Genomic DNA, 16,317 nt, shown 5'->3' with positions numbered 1-16,317 from the left:
GGGCGCCGCCCACGAGGTGCGCGCGCCCGGCCCCGGGGCGCATTCTTGCTGTATCACCTACCGCGCGGCGTCGCGGACGAGGGCAGACCGATGACCGAGAGCGCCGAGAGCCAGCACTGGGCGCCGGAAAGACTGACCGCACTGCTCACCGGGGCCGTGGCGGAGGCCATGCGCGCCGTCGGCGGCCACGTGGGGGGCGTGTACCTGCGCTCCAGCACCCCCGGGCTGCTGCGGCTCGCCGTGCTGTCCGGACTGCCCGGACCGCTGTTCCGGCCCTGGTGGCGCATGCACGTCGACCGGCCTTTCCCGGTGGCCGACGCCCACCGGCTCGGCGTCGAGATCCAGCTCGCCGACCCCATCGAGACCATGCGCCGCTACCCGCAGCTCGCGGCCGGGCTGCCGTTCCGGTTCGGCTCGGTGTACGTGCCGGTGGTGGGGGCGTCCACGGCGTACGGGGTCCTCAGCGTGGTGCGCCCGGCGACGGCGGACGCCTCCTCGGCACCCCTGGACCGCGACCGCCTCACCGAGGCGGCACAGGCCCTGGGCGCCGCCCTCCTCGAACTGGAGGCGGACGGCCCCGCCGTCGTCTGGGACGGCGAGCCGCTCTCCGTACCGCCCCCGGACGACGTCTGCGCACCGGAGCAGACAGGCGGCGGCGCGGCCGATCTGCTCCCCGAGGGAGTGTTCACACTGGACCGCCTCGGGCGGTTCAGCTACGTCAACCCGCGTGCCGCCCTGCTCCTCGGCCGGCCGCGCGCCGAACTTCTGGGGCAGTCCCTGTGGCACGCGGTGCCGTGGCTGGAGCAGCCCGCGTACGAGGACCAGCTGCGCGGCGCCCTGCTGTCCAGGGACCCGGTGCACTTCCAGGTCAGACGCCCGCCGGCCCCCGGTGCGGGGCCGGGGGCCGGGGAGCGGTACGGCGACCGGCTCTCGCTGTCCGCGTACCCCGGCCCCGACGGTCTGACGTTCACGGCGGTCCCGGTGGGCCGGGAGGCGGAGGCCACCACTGCCGCCTCCCACCCCGGCGCCGCCGGGGCCGTCAGCGACCCGCCGTTCGGGCCCCTGACGGCCCCGGCGGCGCTCGCGGACGTCCCGGCCTCGGCCGCCGCGCCCACGAACGGAACGGACTCCCTCTACCCGCCGGTCATCCTCGCCCTGGCCCTGAGCGAGGCGGTCACCGCCCGCCAGGTCTCCGCCGTGGTGATGCAGGAGCTGCTCCCGGCGTTCGGCGGCCGCCGCCTGGCCATCTACCTGCTCCAGGACCGCCACCTCTACCTCGCCTGGGAGAGCGGCTTCCCCAAGGGCTTCCTGGACCCGTTCGACGGGGTCGCGCTCGACGTACGGCTGCCCGGCGTCGAGACGCTGACCAGCGGCCGCCCGCTTTTCTTCGAGTCGATGCAGCAGCTCGCGGCGGCCTACCCCGGCATCGCCCTCGACGCCGAGCAGGGCGCCCGCGCCTTCCTGCCGCTGATCGCCTCCGGACGGCCGGTCGGCTCCTGCATCCTCGGCTTCGACCGGCCGCGCGGCTTCAGCCCGCAGGAGCGCACGGTCCTCACCGCGCTCGCCGGCCTGGTCGCCCAGGCCCTGGAGCGGGCCCAGCGCTACGACACGGAGGCCGCCCTCGCCCGCGGCCTCCAGGCGGCCCTGCTCCCCCACCGCCTCCCCGTCCACCCCCAGGTGGAGACGGCGGGACGGTATCTGCCCGGCACCCAGGGCATGGACGTGGGCGGCGACTGGTACGACGTCGTCGAGGCCGGGGACGGGCTCGCCCTGGTCATCGGCGACGTGCAGGGGCACGGCGTGCAGGCCGCCGCCACCATGGGCCAACTGCGCAGCGCGGTACGGGCCTTCGCGCTCGGTGGGCATCCGCCCGAGGAGGTCATGAGCGGCACCAACCGGCTGCTCATCGACCTCGACCCAGGCCAGTTCGCCAGCTGCTGCTACATCCGGCTCGACCCGCTCACCGGCGCCGCCCGGGCCGCCCGCGCCGGACACCCGCAGCCGCTGCTGCGCCGCCCCGACGGCCGCACCGAGGTCCTGGACCTGCCCGGCGGCGTGGTGCTGGGGGTGGCCCCGGACGCCGTGTACCCGGTGGTGGACCTGCACCTGGAGCCGGGCGCGGTGCTCGCCCTGTACACCGACGGGCTGGTCGAGCGGCCGGGCACCGACATCGACGAGGGCATCGAGCGGCTCCGCGCGGCCCTGGCCCGGGCCGCCACCCCCACCCGCCGCACCGGCCCGTCCCTGGGCGGCACCGCGGACCTGCTCATCGAGGAGGCCCGCCAGGCCACCGACCGCCCGGACGACATCGCGCTCCTGCTGACCACCCGCCGCGCCACCCGCTGACGCGCCCTCCCCCGGCGACCGTGACCTTCGCCGCAAACCGTGCCCGCCCGTTGTGGACCGGCCCGGGAGCTGATCAAGTACGTACGACATCACGTACGAGCGCGCCGCGCGGCTGTTCCGCCAGGGCGGGAGACGCGCGAGACCAGGAGAACGCCCCATGACGACCGGGTACTTCACGTCCGTGGACGACGTCTCCGCGCGCCTCGCCGAGACCGGCTATCTGGCCTCGCAGGCGGTCGCCACCACCGTCTTCCTCGCCGACCGGCTCGGCAAGCCGCTGCTCGTCGAGGGCCCGGCGGGCGTCGGCAAGACGGAGCTGGCCAAGGCGGTCGCCCAGGTCGCGGGCGCCGAGCTCATCCGACTCCAGTGCTACGAGGGCGTCGACGAATCCCGCGCGCTGTACGAGTGGAACCACGCCAAGCAGCTGCTGCGGATCACGGCGGGCCGCGACGAGTCGTGGGACGAGACCCGCACGGACATCTTCGGCGAGGAGTTCCTGCTCTCCCGGCCGCTGCTCACGGCCATCCGAGGCAGCGACCCCAAGGTCCTGCTCATCGACGAGATGGACAAGGCGGACGTGGAGGTCGAGGGGCTGCTCCTGGAGGTCCTCAGCGACTTCCAGGTCACCGTCCCGGAGCTGGGCACCATCACGGCGACCCGCCGCCCGTTCGTGGTGCTCACCTCCAACGCGAGCCGCGAGCTCTCCGAGGCCCTGCGCCGCCGCTGCCTCTTCCTCCACATCGGCTTCCCCGAGGAGGAGTTGGAGCGCCGGATCGTCCGGATGAAGGTGCCCGGGCTCGACGAGGCGCTGGCCGCGTCCGTGGTGCGGGCGGTCGGGGCGCTGCGGGCGATGGACCTGCGCAAGGTGCCGTCGGTGTCGGAGACGGTCGACTGGGCCCGTACGCTGCTCGCGCTCGGCGCCGACACCCTCGACGAGAACGTGGTGCGCGACAGCCTCGGCGTCCTGCTCAAGCATCAGGACGACATGCTGAAGGCCGCCGCCAAACTCGACCTGGACGCCGTGTGACCGCGCTCCCCGACCGGGTCATCGAGCTGGTGCGGACGCTGCGGACGCACGGGCTGCGGATCGGCCCGGGCGAGACCGTCGACGCCGCGGCCGCCTTGGAGGTGCTCGGCCTCGGCGACCGCGAGCGGGTGCGGGAGGGGCTGGCGGCGGCGCTGCTGCACCACGAAGGGCAGCGGGCGGTCTTCGATCCGGTCTTCGACCTGTACTTCCCGCTGCGCGTCGGCGCGCCGGCAGCGTCCGGCGACACGGCCGAGCTGCGCGAGCGGCTGGCCGCGGCGCTCGCCGCCAACGACCAGGCGGCCCTCGGCCAGTTGGCGGCCGAGGCGGTGGACAGCCTCGGCGGCTACGGCGCCTCGCCGGGCTCGGACGGCTTCTCCGCGCACCAGACCCTGGACCGGCTGCGGCCCCAGACGCTGCTGGCGCGGGTACGGGCCACGCTCGCCCAGGGAGCCCAGGGCTCTCAGGCCGCCGACTTCACCGACCGGCTCACCGACGACGAGATCCGCCGCCGCATCGAGGGGTTCCGGCAGCGGGTGGGCACCGAGGCGCGCCGCCGGGTGGCCGAGCGGCGCGGCGCGGACGAGATCGCGCGCCGGGCCCTGCGGCCCACTGCCGACCGGGTCGACTTCCTGGTGGCGGGCCGCGCCCAACTCGACGAGCTGCGCGGGTCGGTGCATCCACTGGCGCGCAAACTGGCCACCCGCCTGGCGGCGCGCCGCCGCCGCGCGGCCCGGGGGCGCATCGATCTGCGCCGCACCCTGCGCGGCTCCCTGTCGACCGGCGGCGTCCCGATGCGCCCGGTGCTGCGCCGCCGCCGTCCGGCCCGTCCCGAGCTGGTGCTGCTCTGCGACGTGTCCGGCTCGGTGGCGGGGTTCGCGAACTTCACGATGCTGCTCGTCCAGGCGCTGCACGACCAGTTCAGCAAGGTGCGGGTGTACGCGTTCGTCAACCGTGTGGACGAGGTCACCGGTCTGCTGCGCAAGGGCGCGGCGGACCCGGCGGGCCTCGGCGACCGCATCGCCGGTGAGGCGGCGGTGACCGGCTGGCACGGCAGCAGCGACTACGGCACCTCGCTCGGGGAGTTCGCCGAGCGCCACCTCGACGCGGTCGGCCCGCGCACCGCCGTCTTCGTCCTGGGCGACGCCCGTACCAACATGGCCGACCCGAACCTGCCCGCGCTGCGCCGCATCGCGGAGCGCGCCCGCCGGGTCTACTGGCTCAACCCCGAACCGGCGTCCCAGTGGGGCACCGGGGACTCGGCCGCGCTCGCCTACGCCGAGCTGGTCGAGATGCACGTGTGCCGCAACGCGCACCAGCTCGGCGGCCTGGTCGCCCGGCTGCTGCCGGTGTGACGGGGCCGCCGGACAGGCCCTAACCGCGGGCGGGTTCGATGTTCTGGTTGGCGTGGAAGAGGTTGTGCGGGTCGTACGCGCGCTTGACCGCGGCCAGGCGGTCGTACTGGTCGCGGTAGGTGGCCCGGACCCGCTCCTGGCCCTCGCCGGCCCCGATGAAGTTCACGTAACTGCCGCCCATCGAGTGCGGGTGCAGCTCCTCCCAGTAGTCCACGCACCACTGCCTGATGGTCTCGGCGTTGGCCGGGTCGGGATCGATGCCGCCGATGACGCCGGACCAGACGGCGTCCCGGTAGCCCCAGGCCGTGTCGCCCGGCTTGATCCGGTGGGCGGCGCCGTCGACCGGGTACAGGTGCATGGTCGACAGGCCGGTGGGGATGCCCTCGGCGTACTTGGCGTGGACGTCGATGGACCCGTCGGTGATCCGGTCGAAGAAGTCACCGCGCCAGTACCACTGCAGGCCCTTGGGGATCAGCTCGTCGAACATGCTCTGCACCATCGGGTACGGCATGGGCGCCGTGAAGTGGAAGGCGGGCGGGCCGGGTTCGCCGACCGGTTCGAAGACCTTGTCGGCCTGGTCCGGGTCGCCGGTCCAGCACCACACCACGCCGCACATCTTCTGCCCGTGGATCTCCTCCGGGAACGGCGGCCCCGGCGGGACGACGAGCACCGCGAAGAACCCGTTGAGGTCCTCGGGTGCCTGCGGCAGGAACTCGCGGTACCAGCGCAGTACGTCGCCGATGCGGTCCAGCGTCCAGACGGTGACGCCGAGCACCACGGTGTGCACCGGGTGCAACGAGAAGGTGAAGGCGGTGACGACGCCGAAGTTCCCGCCGCCGCCGCGCAGCGCCCAGAACAGGTCCGGGTGGTTGCGCTCGTTGGTGGTGACGAAGCTGCCGTCCGCCAGCACCACGTCGGCGGCCAGCAGGTTGTCGATGGTCAGGCCGTACTTGCGGGTCAGATGGCCGTGGCCGCCGCCCAGGGTCAGCCCGCCGACGCCGGTCGTCGACATGATGCCGGCCGGGGTGGCCAGGCCGAACGCGTGCGCCGCGTGGTCCAGGTCGCCGAGCAGGGACCCGCCGCCGACCTGGGCGATCTCCGCCGAGGGATCGACGCGCACCCAGCGCATGGGCGACAGGTCGAGGGTGACGCCGTCGTCCACCAGGCACAGGCCCGCGCCGCTGTGGCCGCCACCGCGCACGGCGAGTTCGAGGCCGTGGTCGCGGACGAAGTCGACCGCGTCGATGACGTCGCCCGCGTCCGCGCACCGGACGACCGCGGCGGGCCGCCGGTCGATCATCGCGTTGTAGATCGTGCGGGCTTCGGTGTACTCCTGGTCCTGCGGGCCGATGACCGGGCCGCGCAGTACGGTCCGCATCGCCTCCAGCGTGGTGCCGTCCATGGCGATCTCCTAGCAGCGGCACGGTACGGTCCGTGATCCCGCCCGGCCCTTCCCCTGCTGGGCCGCCGGTGGGTTGCTGCGCGCGCCGGTGCCCCGGCGTCCCACCGGTCTCGGCCGGCACGGGCGCCACAGGGCTGACACCTCAAGCGTCTCGCCGCGGGCGAAGACTCGCAAACCCCGGCCGGCGCGGCCCGGCTCCGGAGATGACCGGGCCCGTTCGCGGGCGCACGATGGGGGCATGGACGGCCCTTTCGGTGACATCAGTACGCCGGGGCGCCTCGCCGACCCGGCGGAGGGCGTCAGCCCCGAGGAACTCGCCCTGGCGGCCCGCAACCACGGGCTGCCGCTCGAGGCCCTGCGCTACGACGTCACCCCGCCCGGGCTGCACTACGTCCTGGTCCACTACGACATCCCGTACGCCGAAGCGGACCACTGGCAGCTCACCGTAGGCGGCCGGGTGCGCACCGCGCTCACCTTCGACCTGGCGGCCCTGCGCGCCTTCCCGGCGGTCACCCACCGGGTGACGATGGAGTGCGCGGGCAACGGCCGGGCCCGGCTCTCCCCGCGCCCGGTCAGCCAGCCCTGGCTGGTCGAGGGGGTGGGGACCGCCGAGTGGACCGGAGTGCCGCTGTGCGCCCTGCTCACCGAGGCGGGGGTGGAGCCGGGCGCCGTCGAGGCGGTGTTCACCGGCGCGGACCACGGCGTCGAGCGCGGTGTGGAACAGGACTACCAGCGCAGTCTGCCGCTGGCGGACGCGCTCGGTCCGGATCCCGAGGTGCTGGTGGCGTACGAGATGAACGGCGCCCCGCTCCCGCCGCAGCACGGCCACCCGCTGCGGCTCGTGGTCCCGGGGTGGTACGGCATGGCCCAGGTGAAGTGGCTACGTGACATCACGCTCACGGCGACCCCGTTCACCGGCTTCCAGCAACAAGTGGCCTACCGCCTCCGGCAGTCCGCCGGTGATCCCGGCGAGCCGGTGACCCGGATCGCCCCGCGCGCCCTGATCATCCCGCCGGGCTTCCCGGACTTCATGTCCCGCACGCGTGTCGTACGCCCCGGCCCCTGCGTGTTGGAGGGCCGGGCCTGGTCGGGGCGGGCGCCGATCACCCGGGTCGAGGTGAGCACGGACGACGGGCGTGGTTGGTACGACGCCGAACTCGCCCCGGCGCACGGCCACGACTGGGCCTGGCGCCACTGGCGGGCACCCTGGACCGCCACCCCCGGCAGCCACGTCCTGAGCGGCCGCGCCACCGACGCGAGCGGCGCCACCCAGCCGCTCACCCAGCCCTGGAACCGGGGCGGCTTCGCCAACAACCTGGTCCAGCGGGTCAGTGTGTACTGCCCGCCGGACGGCTGAGCCGGACGGTGTGTGCGCTCAGGAGGGCTTGGTGGCGGAGAGCGCGGTGACCTTCACGGTGTTCTCGCACTCGGCGAACACCCCGTCGTCCATGGCGGTCTGGTGGTGCCCGGCGCCCGGCACCCCGAGGACGAGGGTCGGGTACGAGTGCGGCGTGGAGCCGGACACGCAGTACCCGTCGGCCTCGCCCTGGACCTGGACGAAGGTGAGCTTCGTCCAGGCGTGTGCGCCCGGGGCGAGCGTGACCGTGGAGGCGGTGCCGATGTGGGTGGCGGTGAGGGGGACGTTGTGGTCCGGGGAGCCGTTGCCCGCGCCGGCGACCGTGACGAACCCCTTCACCGTGCAGGGGTGCGCGGAGGTGTTGGCGAAGCCGACGACCGCCGCACCCGTGCCCGTGCCCTCCGGGTGCTTGGCCGGCTGGTGGGCCGGGGTGACCTTCAGGTCGCTGATCCCGCACTTGGGGGCCGCGTGCTTGGGCTTGGCGGTCCCGACCGGGGCCGTGGGGGCCTTCGTGGTGGGTTCGGCGGTGTGCGGCGTGGCCTTGGCGGTCGGGATGACCGGGGACGCGGCCCCCGTGTCGGGTCCCTTGCCGCCGCCCGGCTCACAGCCGACCACCAGCACACCGGCCACCACGGCCGTCGCCGCAACCGTCATCGCACGTCGCACGTTCGAGTAGTCCATGACTCCCCCGAGGATATGGCCGGCACACCCCGGCACTCGCCGTACAACACACCGCGGCGGCCGCATTGGTTCACACGTACGCACCCGTGTGGCACGACGGTTACAAACCCCCGCCCAAGAGCGCCGAAAGCGGCACATCCGCGACCTCGGCAGCGGGACGCGACAGATACAGCGCGGTGTGGAAAGCGCCCTCGCTCTCCTTGCCCCGGGGGTCCTCACCGGCCGCGGTCACCGCGTCGACGGCGTAGCGCCGCTCCCGTTCATCGGTGAAGCGGCGCTGCGGGAAGGTGGGCGCGATCAGCTTCTCGGTGACGAGGCCGTAGGCGGCGAGGCTGCGGGCGATGGCCCGGTAGGAGCCGGTGCGCAGGACGAACGCCGCCACCCACACGGGCACCTCGATGCTCGCGAGGAGCGGGGCGAAGGTGCGGGCGGACAGGAAGCTGGCTCCGCCGGTGACGGTGATCAGCCGCGTGTGCCGTACGGCCCGGACCAGCGCCCGGCTCGGCGGCGCCGCCTCCAGGTTCTCGGCGAAACCCTCGTCGAGCAGACCCACCGACCGCGCGTAGGCGATGGCGTGCGCGGCCATGTCGAGCCCGATGACGCGCACCGCGTCGGGGCGGCGGCGGGCCGCGTAGAACGAGCGGTCGCGCGCTTCGAGCTCGGTGGTGGTGAGCGCGGCGGCGCCCGCCGAGGCGTAGTGCTCGTACAACTCCTCCAGCGTCAGGTCGTGCTGGAGGAGAGCGGCGTTGACGCCGTACGAGCAGCAGAGGTCGAGCACGGTCGCCGGGCCCTGCTCGCGCCCGGCGGCCGTACGTGCGGCGAGCAGGCGCCGGAACACGCTCTGGGCGTGGTGGGGTGTCCGGTACCCCCAGGGGCGCAGCGCACGGAAGTAGGCGCGCGGGTCGGGCTGGTCGTAGGCGTCGTCGAAGCGCGTCATCCCGTGGGCGCCGGTGCGGGACGGACGCAACACGTCGTCCGGCGCGGGCACTTGGCCCCTCGGCAGTGCCTCGGTCATGGCCGCCGCCCCTCCCCGCCCCGTGCGCGCCGCCGGTGCGTACGAAGCCATACGTAACGTGCCGCGCGGGCGGCGGGGAAGGGCGCGAATCCGCCAGGGCGGGCGCGTCAGCGGAAGGCCGCCACGACCGCGCCCCACTGGGCCGTCGTGGTCCCGGTCGCCGCGCACGACGCGTCGTCCGATGCGATGCGGTAGGCGCCGGACAGCCGGTAGGACGACAGCCGGAGCGCGGGCAGGGCGTTCCACTCGGCCGAATAGGTGGGCGCGGTACCGCTGTTGGTGCCCACGGCGGCCACCACCAGGTCACCGCCCGTGCACTCCAGCTTGCTGTGGCTGGTGGTGAAGGCGGTGCCGCCGGCCTCACCGTGGGCGCGCGCCCACGCGGCGACCGTGTTGATGCCCCGGAACTCGTCGACCGCGACGTGGTACTTACTGGCCCACGGATACACCACCCGGATCGAGTCGGCGGTGGTGAGCGCGTGCACGTGGAAGGCCGCCAGGAGCAGGGTGCGGTGCCTGCGGGAGTCGGTGACGTCGCCCGCGACGACGAACCGGTCCCCCTGGGTGTCGGTCACCGCGACGGGGCCGGGGCAGGTGCTGGTCAGCATGACGCTGACGATCAGCGCGTCCCCGCCGGTCACCGGGGACGTCACCGGAAGATCGACGTCCGTGTCGGAGAGGATCTGCGCGTCGGACGCGGGGCGGCCCACCCAGTCGGGGCGTGCCCGCACGAAAAGCTTCGGAGAATCGCCGGTGGGCGAACGGCCGGGGTCGGCGGAGGCGGGCGGCCGGGGGTCGGCCGAGATGGGCAGACCGGGGTCGGTGCTCCGCGACGCGGTCGCGGGCGGACAGGTCTCGGGACCGCCCCCTCCCGGCGAACCGCCCGCCGAGCCGCCAAGACCGAACACGGTCACGGCCCCGAGCACCGCGCCGGCCCCCAGCAGGCCGCCGTACGTCAGCGCACGGCTCCGGGGACGGAACGCGGCGCGCGGTGCGGCGGACACCTCGGGCACGGCGGCGACCGCCTGCCGAACGTCCCCTTCCGGTACCTCCGTCTCCACCGCTGTCTGAACCTCCCCTTCCGGGCGCTCGGCGGCCCGCTCCGCCGCCTCCGGTTCCGCTTCACCGTCCCCACCCGCGCTTTTGGCCGAATCGAGCCGGATGCGCGTCCACGCGTCCTTCCACCTCGCCAGCGCGTCCCCTCGTACACCGAAGGCCTGGAGCAGCGCCTGCACCCGGTCCCACGGCGGCAGCGACGGGCGCTCGTCGTTGAGCGCGTGGGCGATGGTGGTGCGCGGCAGCCCGGTGCGCCGCTGCAACTCGCGCAGGGAAAGGCTCTCCACCGCCTTGAGCGCCCTCAGCGCGCCGATGAACTCCCCCACCGTCCCCAGCGCCCCCGGATCCGGCAGGCCACCGCCGTCCGGTTTCGGTCTGTCACTCCCGTTGCTCGTCATGACTCCCCCATCGACCTCGTGGCCCCGGCCGGATGTGACCGTCGGGCGGCCGGATCGTACGCCGAGCGCGGCCACCGCCGATATGGATCAATCAGCCACGCCCCGACGCCCCTTGACCAGCCGCGCGGCCGAGGAGCCGCAACCGGCGGCACCCGCCCTTGGCCCGCTCGCACCGGGCCCCGGCATGATCGGGAGTGACGACGCACCAACCCTCACCTGGAGGACGACCATGCCGTTCCAGCCCGACCGACTCTCCGTTCCGCTCGTCCAGGCGCCGATGGCGGGCGGTGCCTCCACGCCTGAACTGGCCGCCGCCGTCAGCGAAGTGGGCGGACTCGGCTTCCTGGCCGCCGGATACCGCACCGCGCAGGGCTTGCGGGAGCAGATCGTCCGGACCCGGGAGCTGACGGGCGGCCCGTTCGGGGTCAACCTCTTCGTGCCGGGTCCCCCGGCCTCGTCGAGCGCCGGGGCGGTGGCCGCCTACCGCGAGGAACTCCTGGCCGACGCCGCCGAGTACGGCATCACCCTGCCCGTACCCGCCGACGACGCGGATGACGACGAGTGGGACGAGAAGGTCGACGTCCTGGTGCGCGAGCCCGTGCCGGTGGTGTCCTTCACCTTCGGGCTGCCCGGCGCGGCCGTCGTCGAGGCGCTGCACCGGGCGGGCAGCCGGCTGATCGGCACCGCCACCACGCTCGCCGAGGCCGAGGCGGCCGAGGCCCTGGGACTGGACGCGCTCTGCCTCCAGGGCCCGGACGCGGGCGGCCACCGGGCCACCCACGACGCCGGTGCCGAGCCGTCGGACCTGCCGCTGCCCGACCTCCTGTCGGCCGTCCGCGAACGCGTGCGGATCCCCCTGATCGCGGCGGGCGGCCTCGGCACCGGCGAGGACATCGCGGCCGTGCTGGCGGCCGGTGCCGTCGCCGCGCAGCTCGGTACCGTATATCTGCGCACCCATGAGTCGGGGGCCTCGCGGACGCACCAGGACGCGCTGGTCGACCCGCGCTTCACCGAGACCGTGGTCACGCGCGCCTTCTCCGGACGGCCCGCGCGGGGCCTGCGCAACCGGTTCATCGACGCGCACGACGCAACCGCCCCCGATGCGTATCCGCAGGTCCACCACCTGACCAAGGGCCTGCGCGCGGCCGCGGCCAAGAACGGGGACGCGGAGCGGCTGCATCTGTGGGCGGGCAGCCGCCACCACCTGGCCCGCGCCGTACCGGCCGCCTCCCTCACCCGTGACTTGTGGGAGGAGACGCGGGCAGCCGCCCAGTGATCCGCTCCCCCCAGTCCGCGCGCGTTTGACAGGTCTTCGCCACGGACACCATGATTCCACTAGTCACCTAGTGGAATCATGGAAAGGGGGGAGGCGTGCGCGACATGACCGCTCCTGGCGCGGCCGACACCCGGTGGGCCCTGGAAGCGCGTGGGCTGGGGAGGAAATACCGTCGGGGCTGGGCCCTGCGGGACTGCACCTTCCGGATTCCGGCCGGGCGCATCTGCGGCCTGGTGGGCCCCAACGGCGCCGGAAAGAGCACCCTGCTGAACCTGGCGACCGGGCTCGTCGAGCCGAGCGCCGGGGAGCTGCGGATCTTCGGCACCCCGGCCGACTCGCCCGCCGCGCTGCCCCGGTACGCGTACCTCGCCCAGGACAAGCCGATGTTCAAGCGGTTCACCGTGGCCGAGTCGCTGCGGCTGGGCCAGGAGCTCAACCCGGGCTGGGACCAGGCGGCGGCCGAGCGCATCGTGCGTGGCGGAGGGATCCCGCTGGACGCCCGGATCGGCAGCCTCTCCGGCGGCCAGCGCACCCGCGTGGCCTTCGCGCTCGCCTTCGGCAAGCGGCCCGAGCTGCTGCTCCTGGACGAGCCGATGGCCGATCTCGACCCGGTCGCCCGCGACGAGCTGAGCTCGCTGCTGATGTCCGAGGCCGTCGAGCGCGGCACCACGGTCCTGATGTCCTCCCACATGCTCAGCGAGCTTGAGCACATGTGCGACTACCTCCTCGTCCTCGCCGACGGCCGGGTCCGGATGGCCGGTGAGACCGACGAGCTGGTGCCGATGCACACCCTGGTCACCGGGGTCGCCACCGACCAGGGCCTGCCCGCCGGGCTGGCCACCCACACGGTGATCGAATCCCGCACCGCGGGACGGCAGTTCACCGCGATGGTGCGCACCGAGGGCCCGCTGACCGGCGACTGGCAGCTCGCCGAGCCCAGCATGGAAGAAGTACTGCTCGCCTACCTCCGCAACCCCGAGGCGCCCGCGCTGCTTTCCCCGGCCGCCGCTCCCGGCCACCAAGAGGAGTACGCCGTATGAGCACGCTCACCCGCCCCGCCGTCACCGACGGGCCGACCCGCACCGCGCCCCGGAGGGTGCGCGGACTGCTCTGGCTGGTGACCCGCCAGCACCGGGCCGTCCTCATCGCCTGCGCCGCGGCCGTCGTCATCGGCTCGGCCTGGATCGTCTACCAGCGCGGCAACCTCCTCCACGACGCGCACGCCGCCGGCTGGCCCGGCACCGGTGTCGACGAGATCGACGGCAATCTGCGCCTGCGGCTGGAGAAGCAGTTCGACGAGATCGCCTCCTACGTGGGGTATCTCCCGCTGCTCTTCGGCATCTTCCTCGGCGCCCCGCTGCTCTCCGCGGACCAGGAGAACGGCACGGCGCGGCTGGTCACCACCCAGTCGGTGCCCCGCGCGCGCTGGCTGCTGTGGAAGCTCGGCTTCGCCGTGACCCTCGTCGTGGTGACCACGGCGATCCTGGGCACGCTGCTGACCTGGTACTGGCACACCGCCCGGCCGTTCGTCTCCCGCGACTGGCTCGATGAGACGATCTTCGTCAACACGGGCCCCGTCCTGCTCACGACGGCGCTGTTCACCCTGTCCCTGGGCATCGTCATCGGCGCGCTGGTGCGCCGTGCGGTGACCGCGATGACGCTCACGTTCTTCGGCGTGTTCGCCTTCTCGGTGGTCTTCGACTACTTCAAGCCGCACCTCGGCACACCCCGCCGGGTTGCGTTCCCCCTCAACGGCGAACACCCGGCGGTGCTCGACGGCGCGGTGCAGGTGGACCAGTGGGTCGGCACCGCCTCCGGAAAGCTCTACGGGTGGGGCACCTGCGTCAACGAGGCCGACTCCGACGCCTGCCGCGCCCGGAAGGGCATCGTCAACTCGGTGTGGGACTACTTCGGTTACGACCAGATGGCCACCCTCCAGTGGACGGCTGCCGCCCTGCTGGTCGTGGCGAGCGCGGTCCTGCTGGCGCTGGCCGTGTGGCGGACCCGCCGCCAGGCGTTCTAGCCCGCTCCGGCGCGGCGCGCGAAACCGCTGCGCATAGGCTGTAAGCCACTGTACGAAGGGGTTTGCGCCCCGGGACTTGAAGCCCGTGGGCGCGCCCGCCCGACACATCCGAAGCGAAGGAGGCAGGTGCGATGGTCGTGTTCCGCGTGGACCGCCGCAGCGGCCTGCCCGCCTACCTCCAGATCGTCCACCAGGTGGAGCAGGCGCTGCGCATGGGGGCGTTGGCCGAGGGCGACAAACTGCCGACGGCGGCGCAGGTGGCCGCCACCACGAAGGTGAACCCCAACACCACCCTCAAGGCCTACCGGGAGCTGGAGCGCTCCGGCCTCGTCGAAGTGCGCCAGGGGGCGGGGACGTTCATCACCCGCTCGCTCGCCACCCCGCAGACCGCTCCGGAGTCACCGCTGCGCGCCCGGCTCGGCGAGTGGCTGCGCGAGGCGCGGGCGGAGGGTATGACCGAACACGACGTCACGACGCTCTTCGACGCCCTGCTCGGCGAGACGTTCCCGGCGGCGACGCCGACACACACCCACGCACACTGAGCGCCGCCCGGCCCCGAGGCCGAGCGGCGCACCCGTCTGCGCTCCCGCCTACGCGGAGCGGCGCACCCGGGCCGCCTTGCGCGCCTCGGCGAGCTGCTGGGCCTCGGTGGTCCGGCGGCTGCCGCCGGAGCGGCCGGGCCGCCCGGGGGTGGTGCCGATGCCCCGGAACGGGGCCCCGCCGCGCTTGGGGCGCTCGGCCGCCGGAGCGTTGCCGATCGGCACGCCCGACGGGGTCTTCGCCCCGGTGATACGGCTCAGCGCGGCCTCGCCGGAGCGGACCTGGGTGATCTGCGGCCGGATGCCGGCGTCCGCCATCAGCCGGGTCATGTCGCGGCGCTGGTTCGGCGTCACCAGCGTGACGACGCTGCCGGACTCACCCGCACGAGCGGTACGGCCACCCCGGTGCAGGTAGTCCTTGTGGTCGGCGGGCGGGTCGACGTTGACGACCAGGTCGAGGTCGTCGACGTGGATGCCCCGGGCCGCGACGTTGGTCGCCACCAGCGTGGTGACCTGCCCGTCCTTGAACTGGGCCAGGGTGCGCGTGCGCTGCGGCTGCGACTTGCCGCCGTGCAGCGCGGCCGCCCGTACGCCGCTGCTCATCAGGTGCTTGGTGAACTGGTCGACGGCGTGCTTGGTGTCCAGGAACATGATCACCCGGCCCTCGCGGGCGGCGATCTCCGTGGCGGTGGCGTACTTGTCGGCGCCGTGCACGTGCAGTAGGTGGTGTTCCATCGTGGTGACCGTGGCCGCCGAGGGGTCGACGGAGTGGACCACCGGGTCGGTCAGGTACTGACGCACCAGCAGGTCCACGTTGCGGTCCAGGGTGGCCGAGAACAGCATCCGCTGGCCGCCGGGGCGCACCAGGTCGAGCAGCTCGGTGACCTGCGGCATGAAGCCCATGTCGGCCATCTGGTCGGCCTCGTCCAGGACGGTGATGTCCACTCGGTCCAAACGGCAGTCGCGGCGCTCGACGAGGTCCTTGAGGCGGCCGGGCGTCGCCACGACGACCTCGGCGCCCGAGCGCAGCGCCCCGGCCTGCCGTCCGATCGACATCCCGCCGACGACGGTGGCCAGGCGCAGCCTCAGCGACCTGGCGTACGGGGTGAGCGCGTCGGTGACCTGCTGGGCCAGCTCACGGGTGGGGACGAGCACCAGGGCCAGCGGCTGCTTGGAGTCGGCGCGCTTGCCTGCCGTACGGGCCAGGAGCGCGAGGCCGAAGGCGAGGGTCTTGCCCGAGCCGGTGCGGCCCCGGCCCAGGACATCGCGGCCCGCGAGCGAGTTCGGCAGGGTGGCCGCCTGGATCGGGAACGGCACCGTCACGCCCTCGGCGTCGAGCGCCGCGAGCAGCGGGGCCGGCATGTCCAGGTCGGCGAACGCCTCGGCCGGAGGCAGGGCCGGGGTGACGGTGGTGGGGAGGGTGAACTCGCCCTGCGGGGCGGTGGGGCGCCGGGTGCGGCCGCCGGAGCGGCTCTGCGCCTGGGCCTGCGCCTGTGCGCGGTAGCGGGCGCCGCCGGAGCCGGATCCCTTGCGGGCGCCGAACGAGCGGTCATTCGTGCGAGCTGATCGGTTCATGCAGAACCTTCCTCGATATGGCACGTATCGAGGAATTCGCGGCAGAAATGACTGCCGGGGAATCGCAAGAACGAGCCGAAAGAAAAGACGAGAACGAGCCCGGTCCGGCCGCGTCACTGCGGGCGGTCGTCGGGCCTCGGAATACCTGGCGCGCGCCGGCCCGGGCGGATGATCCCGGCGGGGCGGTGGCGCGTACGGCGGTACCCGGTGTCACGCGCGGCGTGGAGTGCCGTCCACGGCGCGGCGGGCACGCGCGCCACGAGGGGTGCG

At 73.8% G+C, this 16,317-nt stretch carries 13 protein-coding genes; 8 read left to right on the top strand and 5 right to left on the bottom strand.

Annotation, left to right across the window (positions count from 1 at the left end):
• Positions 1–90 precede the first annotated feature (90 nt).
• From IE252_RS01930 to IE252_RS01920, 3 genes are all read left to right on the top strand, one after another.
• On the top strand, positions 91–2,346 hold the full coding sequence (locus IE252_RS01930; RefSeq protein WP_190087441.1) for a SpoIIE family protein phosphatase: 2,256 nt from the start codon (positions 91–93) through the stop codon (positions 2,344–2,346).
• A 157-nt stretch (positions 2,347–2,503) separates the two neighbouring features.
• Positions 2,504–3,373 (top strand): AAA family ATPase, encoded by an 870-nt coding sequence (locus tag IE252_RS01925; RefSeq protein WP_190087440.1) that lies wholly within the window; start codon positions 2,504–2,506, stop codon positions 3,371–3,373.
• Positions 3,370–4,725: a vWA domain-containing protein gene (locus IE252_RS01920; RefSeq protein ID WP_190087439.1), complete on the top strand. Its 1,356-nt coding sequence runs from the start codon at positions 3,370–3,372 to the stop codon at positions 4,723–4,725. Before IE252_RS01925 ends, IE252_RS01920 begins: the two co-directional genes overlap by 4 nt.
• A gap of 19 nt (positions 4,726–4,744) precedes the next feature.
• On the opposite strand, the gene IE252_RS01915 is transcribed toward IE252_RS01920, so the two are convergent.
• Complete coding sequence (locus IE252_RS01915) at positions 4,745–6,127, bottom strand: FAD-binding oxidoreductase (protein WP_190087438.1); 1,383 nt, start codon at positions 6,125–6,127, stop codon at positions 4,745–4,747.
• Between the two features lie 238 nt (positions 6,128–6,365).
• Between IE252_RS01915 and IE252_RS01910 the strand changes: the two genes are divergently transcribed.
• Positions 6,366–7,484, top strand: coding sequence for a sulfite oxidase (locus tag IE252_RS01910; RefSeq protein ID WP_190087437.1), 1,119 nt, complete (start codon positions 6,366–6,368; stop codon positions 7,482–7,484).
• A gap of 18 nt (positions 7,485–7,502) precedes the next feature.
• On the opposite strand, the gene IE252_RS01905 is transcribed toward IE252_RS01910, so the two are convergent.
• The 3 genes from IE252_RS01905 to IE252_RS01895 form a co-directional block, all read right to left on the bottom strand.
• A complete protein-coding gene (locus tag IE252_RS01905) occupies positions 7,503–8,165 on the bottom strand; it encodes a DUF4232 domain-containing protein (RefSeq protein WP_190087436.1) in 663 nt (220 codons plus the stop codon).
• 100 nt (positions 8,166–8,265) lie between these two features.
• Positions 8,266–9,180 (bottom strand): hypothetical protein, encoded by a 915-nt coding sequence (locus IE252_RS01900; protein ID WP_308434510.1) that lies wholly within the window; start codon positions 9,178–9,180, stop codon positions 8,266–8,268.
• Positions 9,181–9,287: 107 nt separating this feature from the next.
• A complete protein-coding gene (locus tag IE252_RS01895) occupies positions 9,288–10,634 on the bottom strand; it encodes a helix-turn-helix domain-containing protein (RefSeq protein ID WP_190087435.1) in 1,347 nt (448 codons plus the stop codon).
• Between the two features lie 229 nt (positions 10,635–10,863).
• On the opposite strand from IE252_RS01895, the gene IE252_RS01890 reads away from it, so the two are divergent.
• From IE252_RS01890 to IE252_RS01875, 4 genes are all read left to right on the top strand, one after another.
• On the top strand, positions 10,864–11,910 hold the full coding sequence (locus IE252_RS01890) for an NAD(P)H-dependent flavin oxidoreductase (RefSeq protein WP_190087434.1): 1,047 nt from the start codon (positions 10,864–10,866) through the stop codon (positions 11,908–11,910).
• 104 nt (positions 11,911–12,014) lie between these two features.
• The gene (locus IE252_RS01885) at positions 12,015–12,950 is read left to right on the top strand and encodes an ABC transporter ATP-binding protein (protein ID WP_190087825.1); all 936 of its coding nucleotides are present in this window, start codon (positions 12,015–12,017) and stop codon (positions 12,948–12,950) included.
• Positions 12,947–13,933, top strand: coding sequence for an ABC-2 membrane transporter-related protein (locus tag IE252_RS01880; protein ID WP_190087433.1), 987 nt, complete (start codon positions 12,947–12,949; stop codon positions 13,931–13,933). Before IE252_RS01885 ends, IE252_RS01880 begins: the two co-directional genes overlap by 4 nt.
• 131 nt (positions 13,934–14,064) lie before the next feature.
• Positions 14,065–14,475 carry a GntR family transcriptional regulator gene (locus tag IE252_RS01875; RefSeq protein ID WP_190087432.1) on the top strand — a complete coding sequence of 137 codons (411 nt, stop codon included), beginning with the start codon at positions 14,065–14,067 and terminating at the stop codon, positions 14,473–14,475.
• Between the two features lie 48 nt (positions 14,476–14,523).
• Here IE252_RS01875 and IE252_RS01870 read toward each other — a convergent pair whose 3' ends face one another.
• On the bottom strand, positions 14,524–16,047 hold the full coding sequence (locus tag IE252_RS01870; RefSeq protein WP_190087431.1) for a DEAD/DEAH box helicase: 1,524 nt from the start codon (positions 16,045–16,047) through the stop codon (positions 14,524–14,526).
• Positions 16,048–16,317: the final 270 nt, after the last annotated feature.

The organism is Streptomyces melanogenes (genome assembly GCF_014649795.1).
GTDB classification, from domain to species: Bacteria; Actinomycetota; Actinomycetes; order Streptomycetales; family Streptomycetaceae; genus Streptomyces; species Streptomyces noboritoensis.
Note: the sequence above shows the minus strand (reverse complement) of the source record. Positions and strands in the feature narration are given on the sequence as shown.

Bases quoted from the DNA above. Each gene is read 5' to 3' on its own strand.
- IE252_RS01930 (WP_190087441.1), top strand. From the start codon at position 91: ATGACCGAGAGCGCCGAGAGCCAGCACTGGGCGCCGGAAAGACTGACC.
- IE252_RS01925 (WP_190087440.1), top strand. From the start codon at position 2,504: ATGACGACCGGGTACTTCACGTCCGTGGACGACGTCTCCGCGCGCCTC.
- IE252_RS01915 (WP_190087438.1), bottom strand. From the start codon at position 6,127: ATGGACGGCACCACGCTGGAGGCGATGCGGACCGTACTGCGCGGCCCG.
- IE252_RS01910 (WP_190087437.1), top strand. From the start codon at position 6,366: ATGGACGGCCCTTTCGGTGACATCAGTACGCCGGGGCGCCTCGCCGAC.
- IE252_RS01905 (WP_190087436.1), bottom strand. From the start codon at position 8,165: ATGGACTACTCGAACGTGCGACGTGCGATGACGGTTGCGGCGACGGCC.
- IE252_RS01900 (WP_308434510.1), bottom strand. From the start codon at position 9,180: ATGACCGAGGCACTGCCGAGGGGCCAAGTGCCCGCGCCGGACGACGTG.
- IE252_RS01895 (WP_190087435.1), bottom strand. From the start codon at position 10,634: ATGACGAGCAACGGGAGTGACAGACCGAAACCGGACGGCGGTGGCCTG.
- IE252_RS01890 (WP_190087434.1), top strand. From the start codon at position 10,864: ATGCCGTTCCAGCCCGACCGACTCTCCGTTCCGCTCGTCCAGGCGCCG.
- IE252_RS01885 (WP_190087825.1), top strand. From the start codon at position 12,015: ATGACCGCTCCTGGCGCGGCCGACACCCGGTGGGCCCTGGAAGCGCGT.
- IE252_RS01880 (WP_190087433.1), top strand. From the start codon at position 12,947: ATGAGCACGCTCACCCGCCCCGCCGTCACCGACGGGCCGACCCGCACC.
- IE252_RS01875 (WP_190087432.1), top strand. From the start codon at position 14,065: ATGGTCGTGTTCCGCGTGGACCGCCGCAGCGGCCTGCCCGCCTACCTC.
- IE252_RS01870 (WP_190087431.1), bottom strand. From the start codon at position 16,047: ATGAACCGATCAGCTCGCACGAATGACCGCTCGTTCGGCGCCCGCAAG.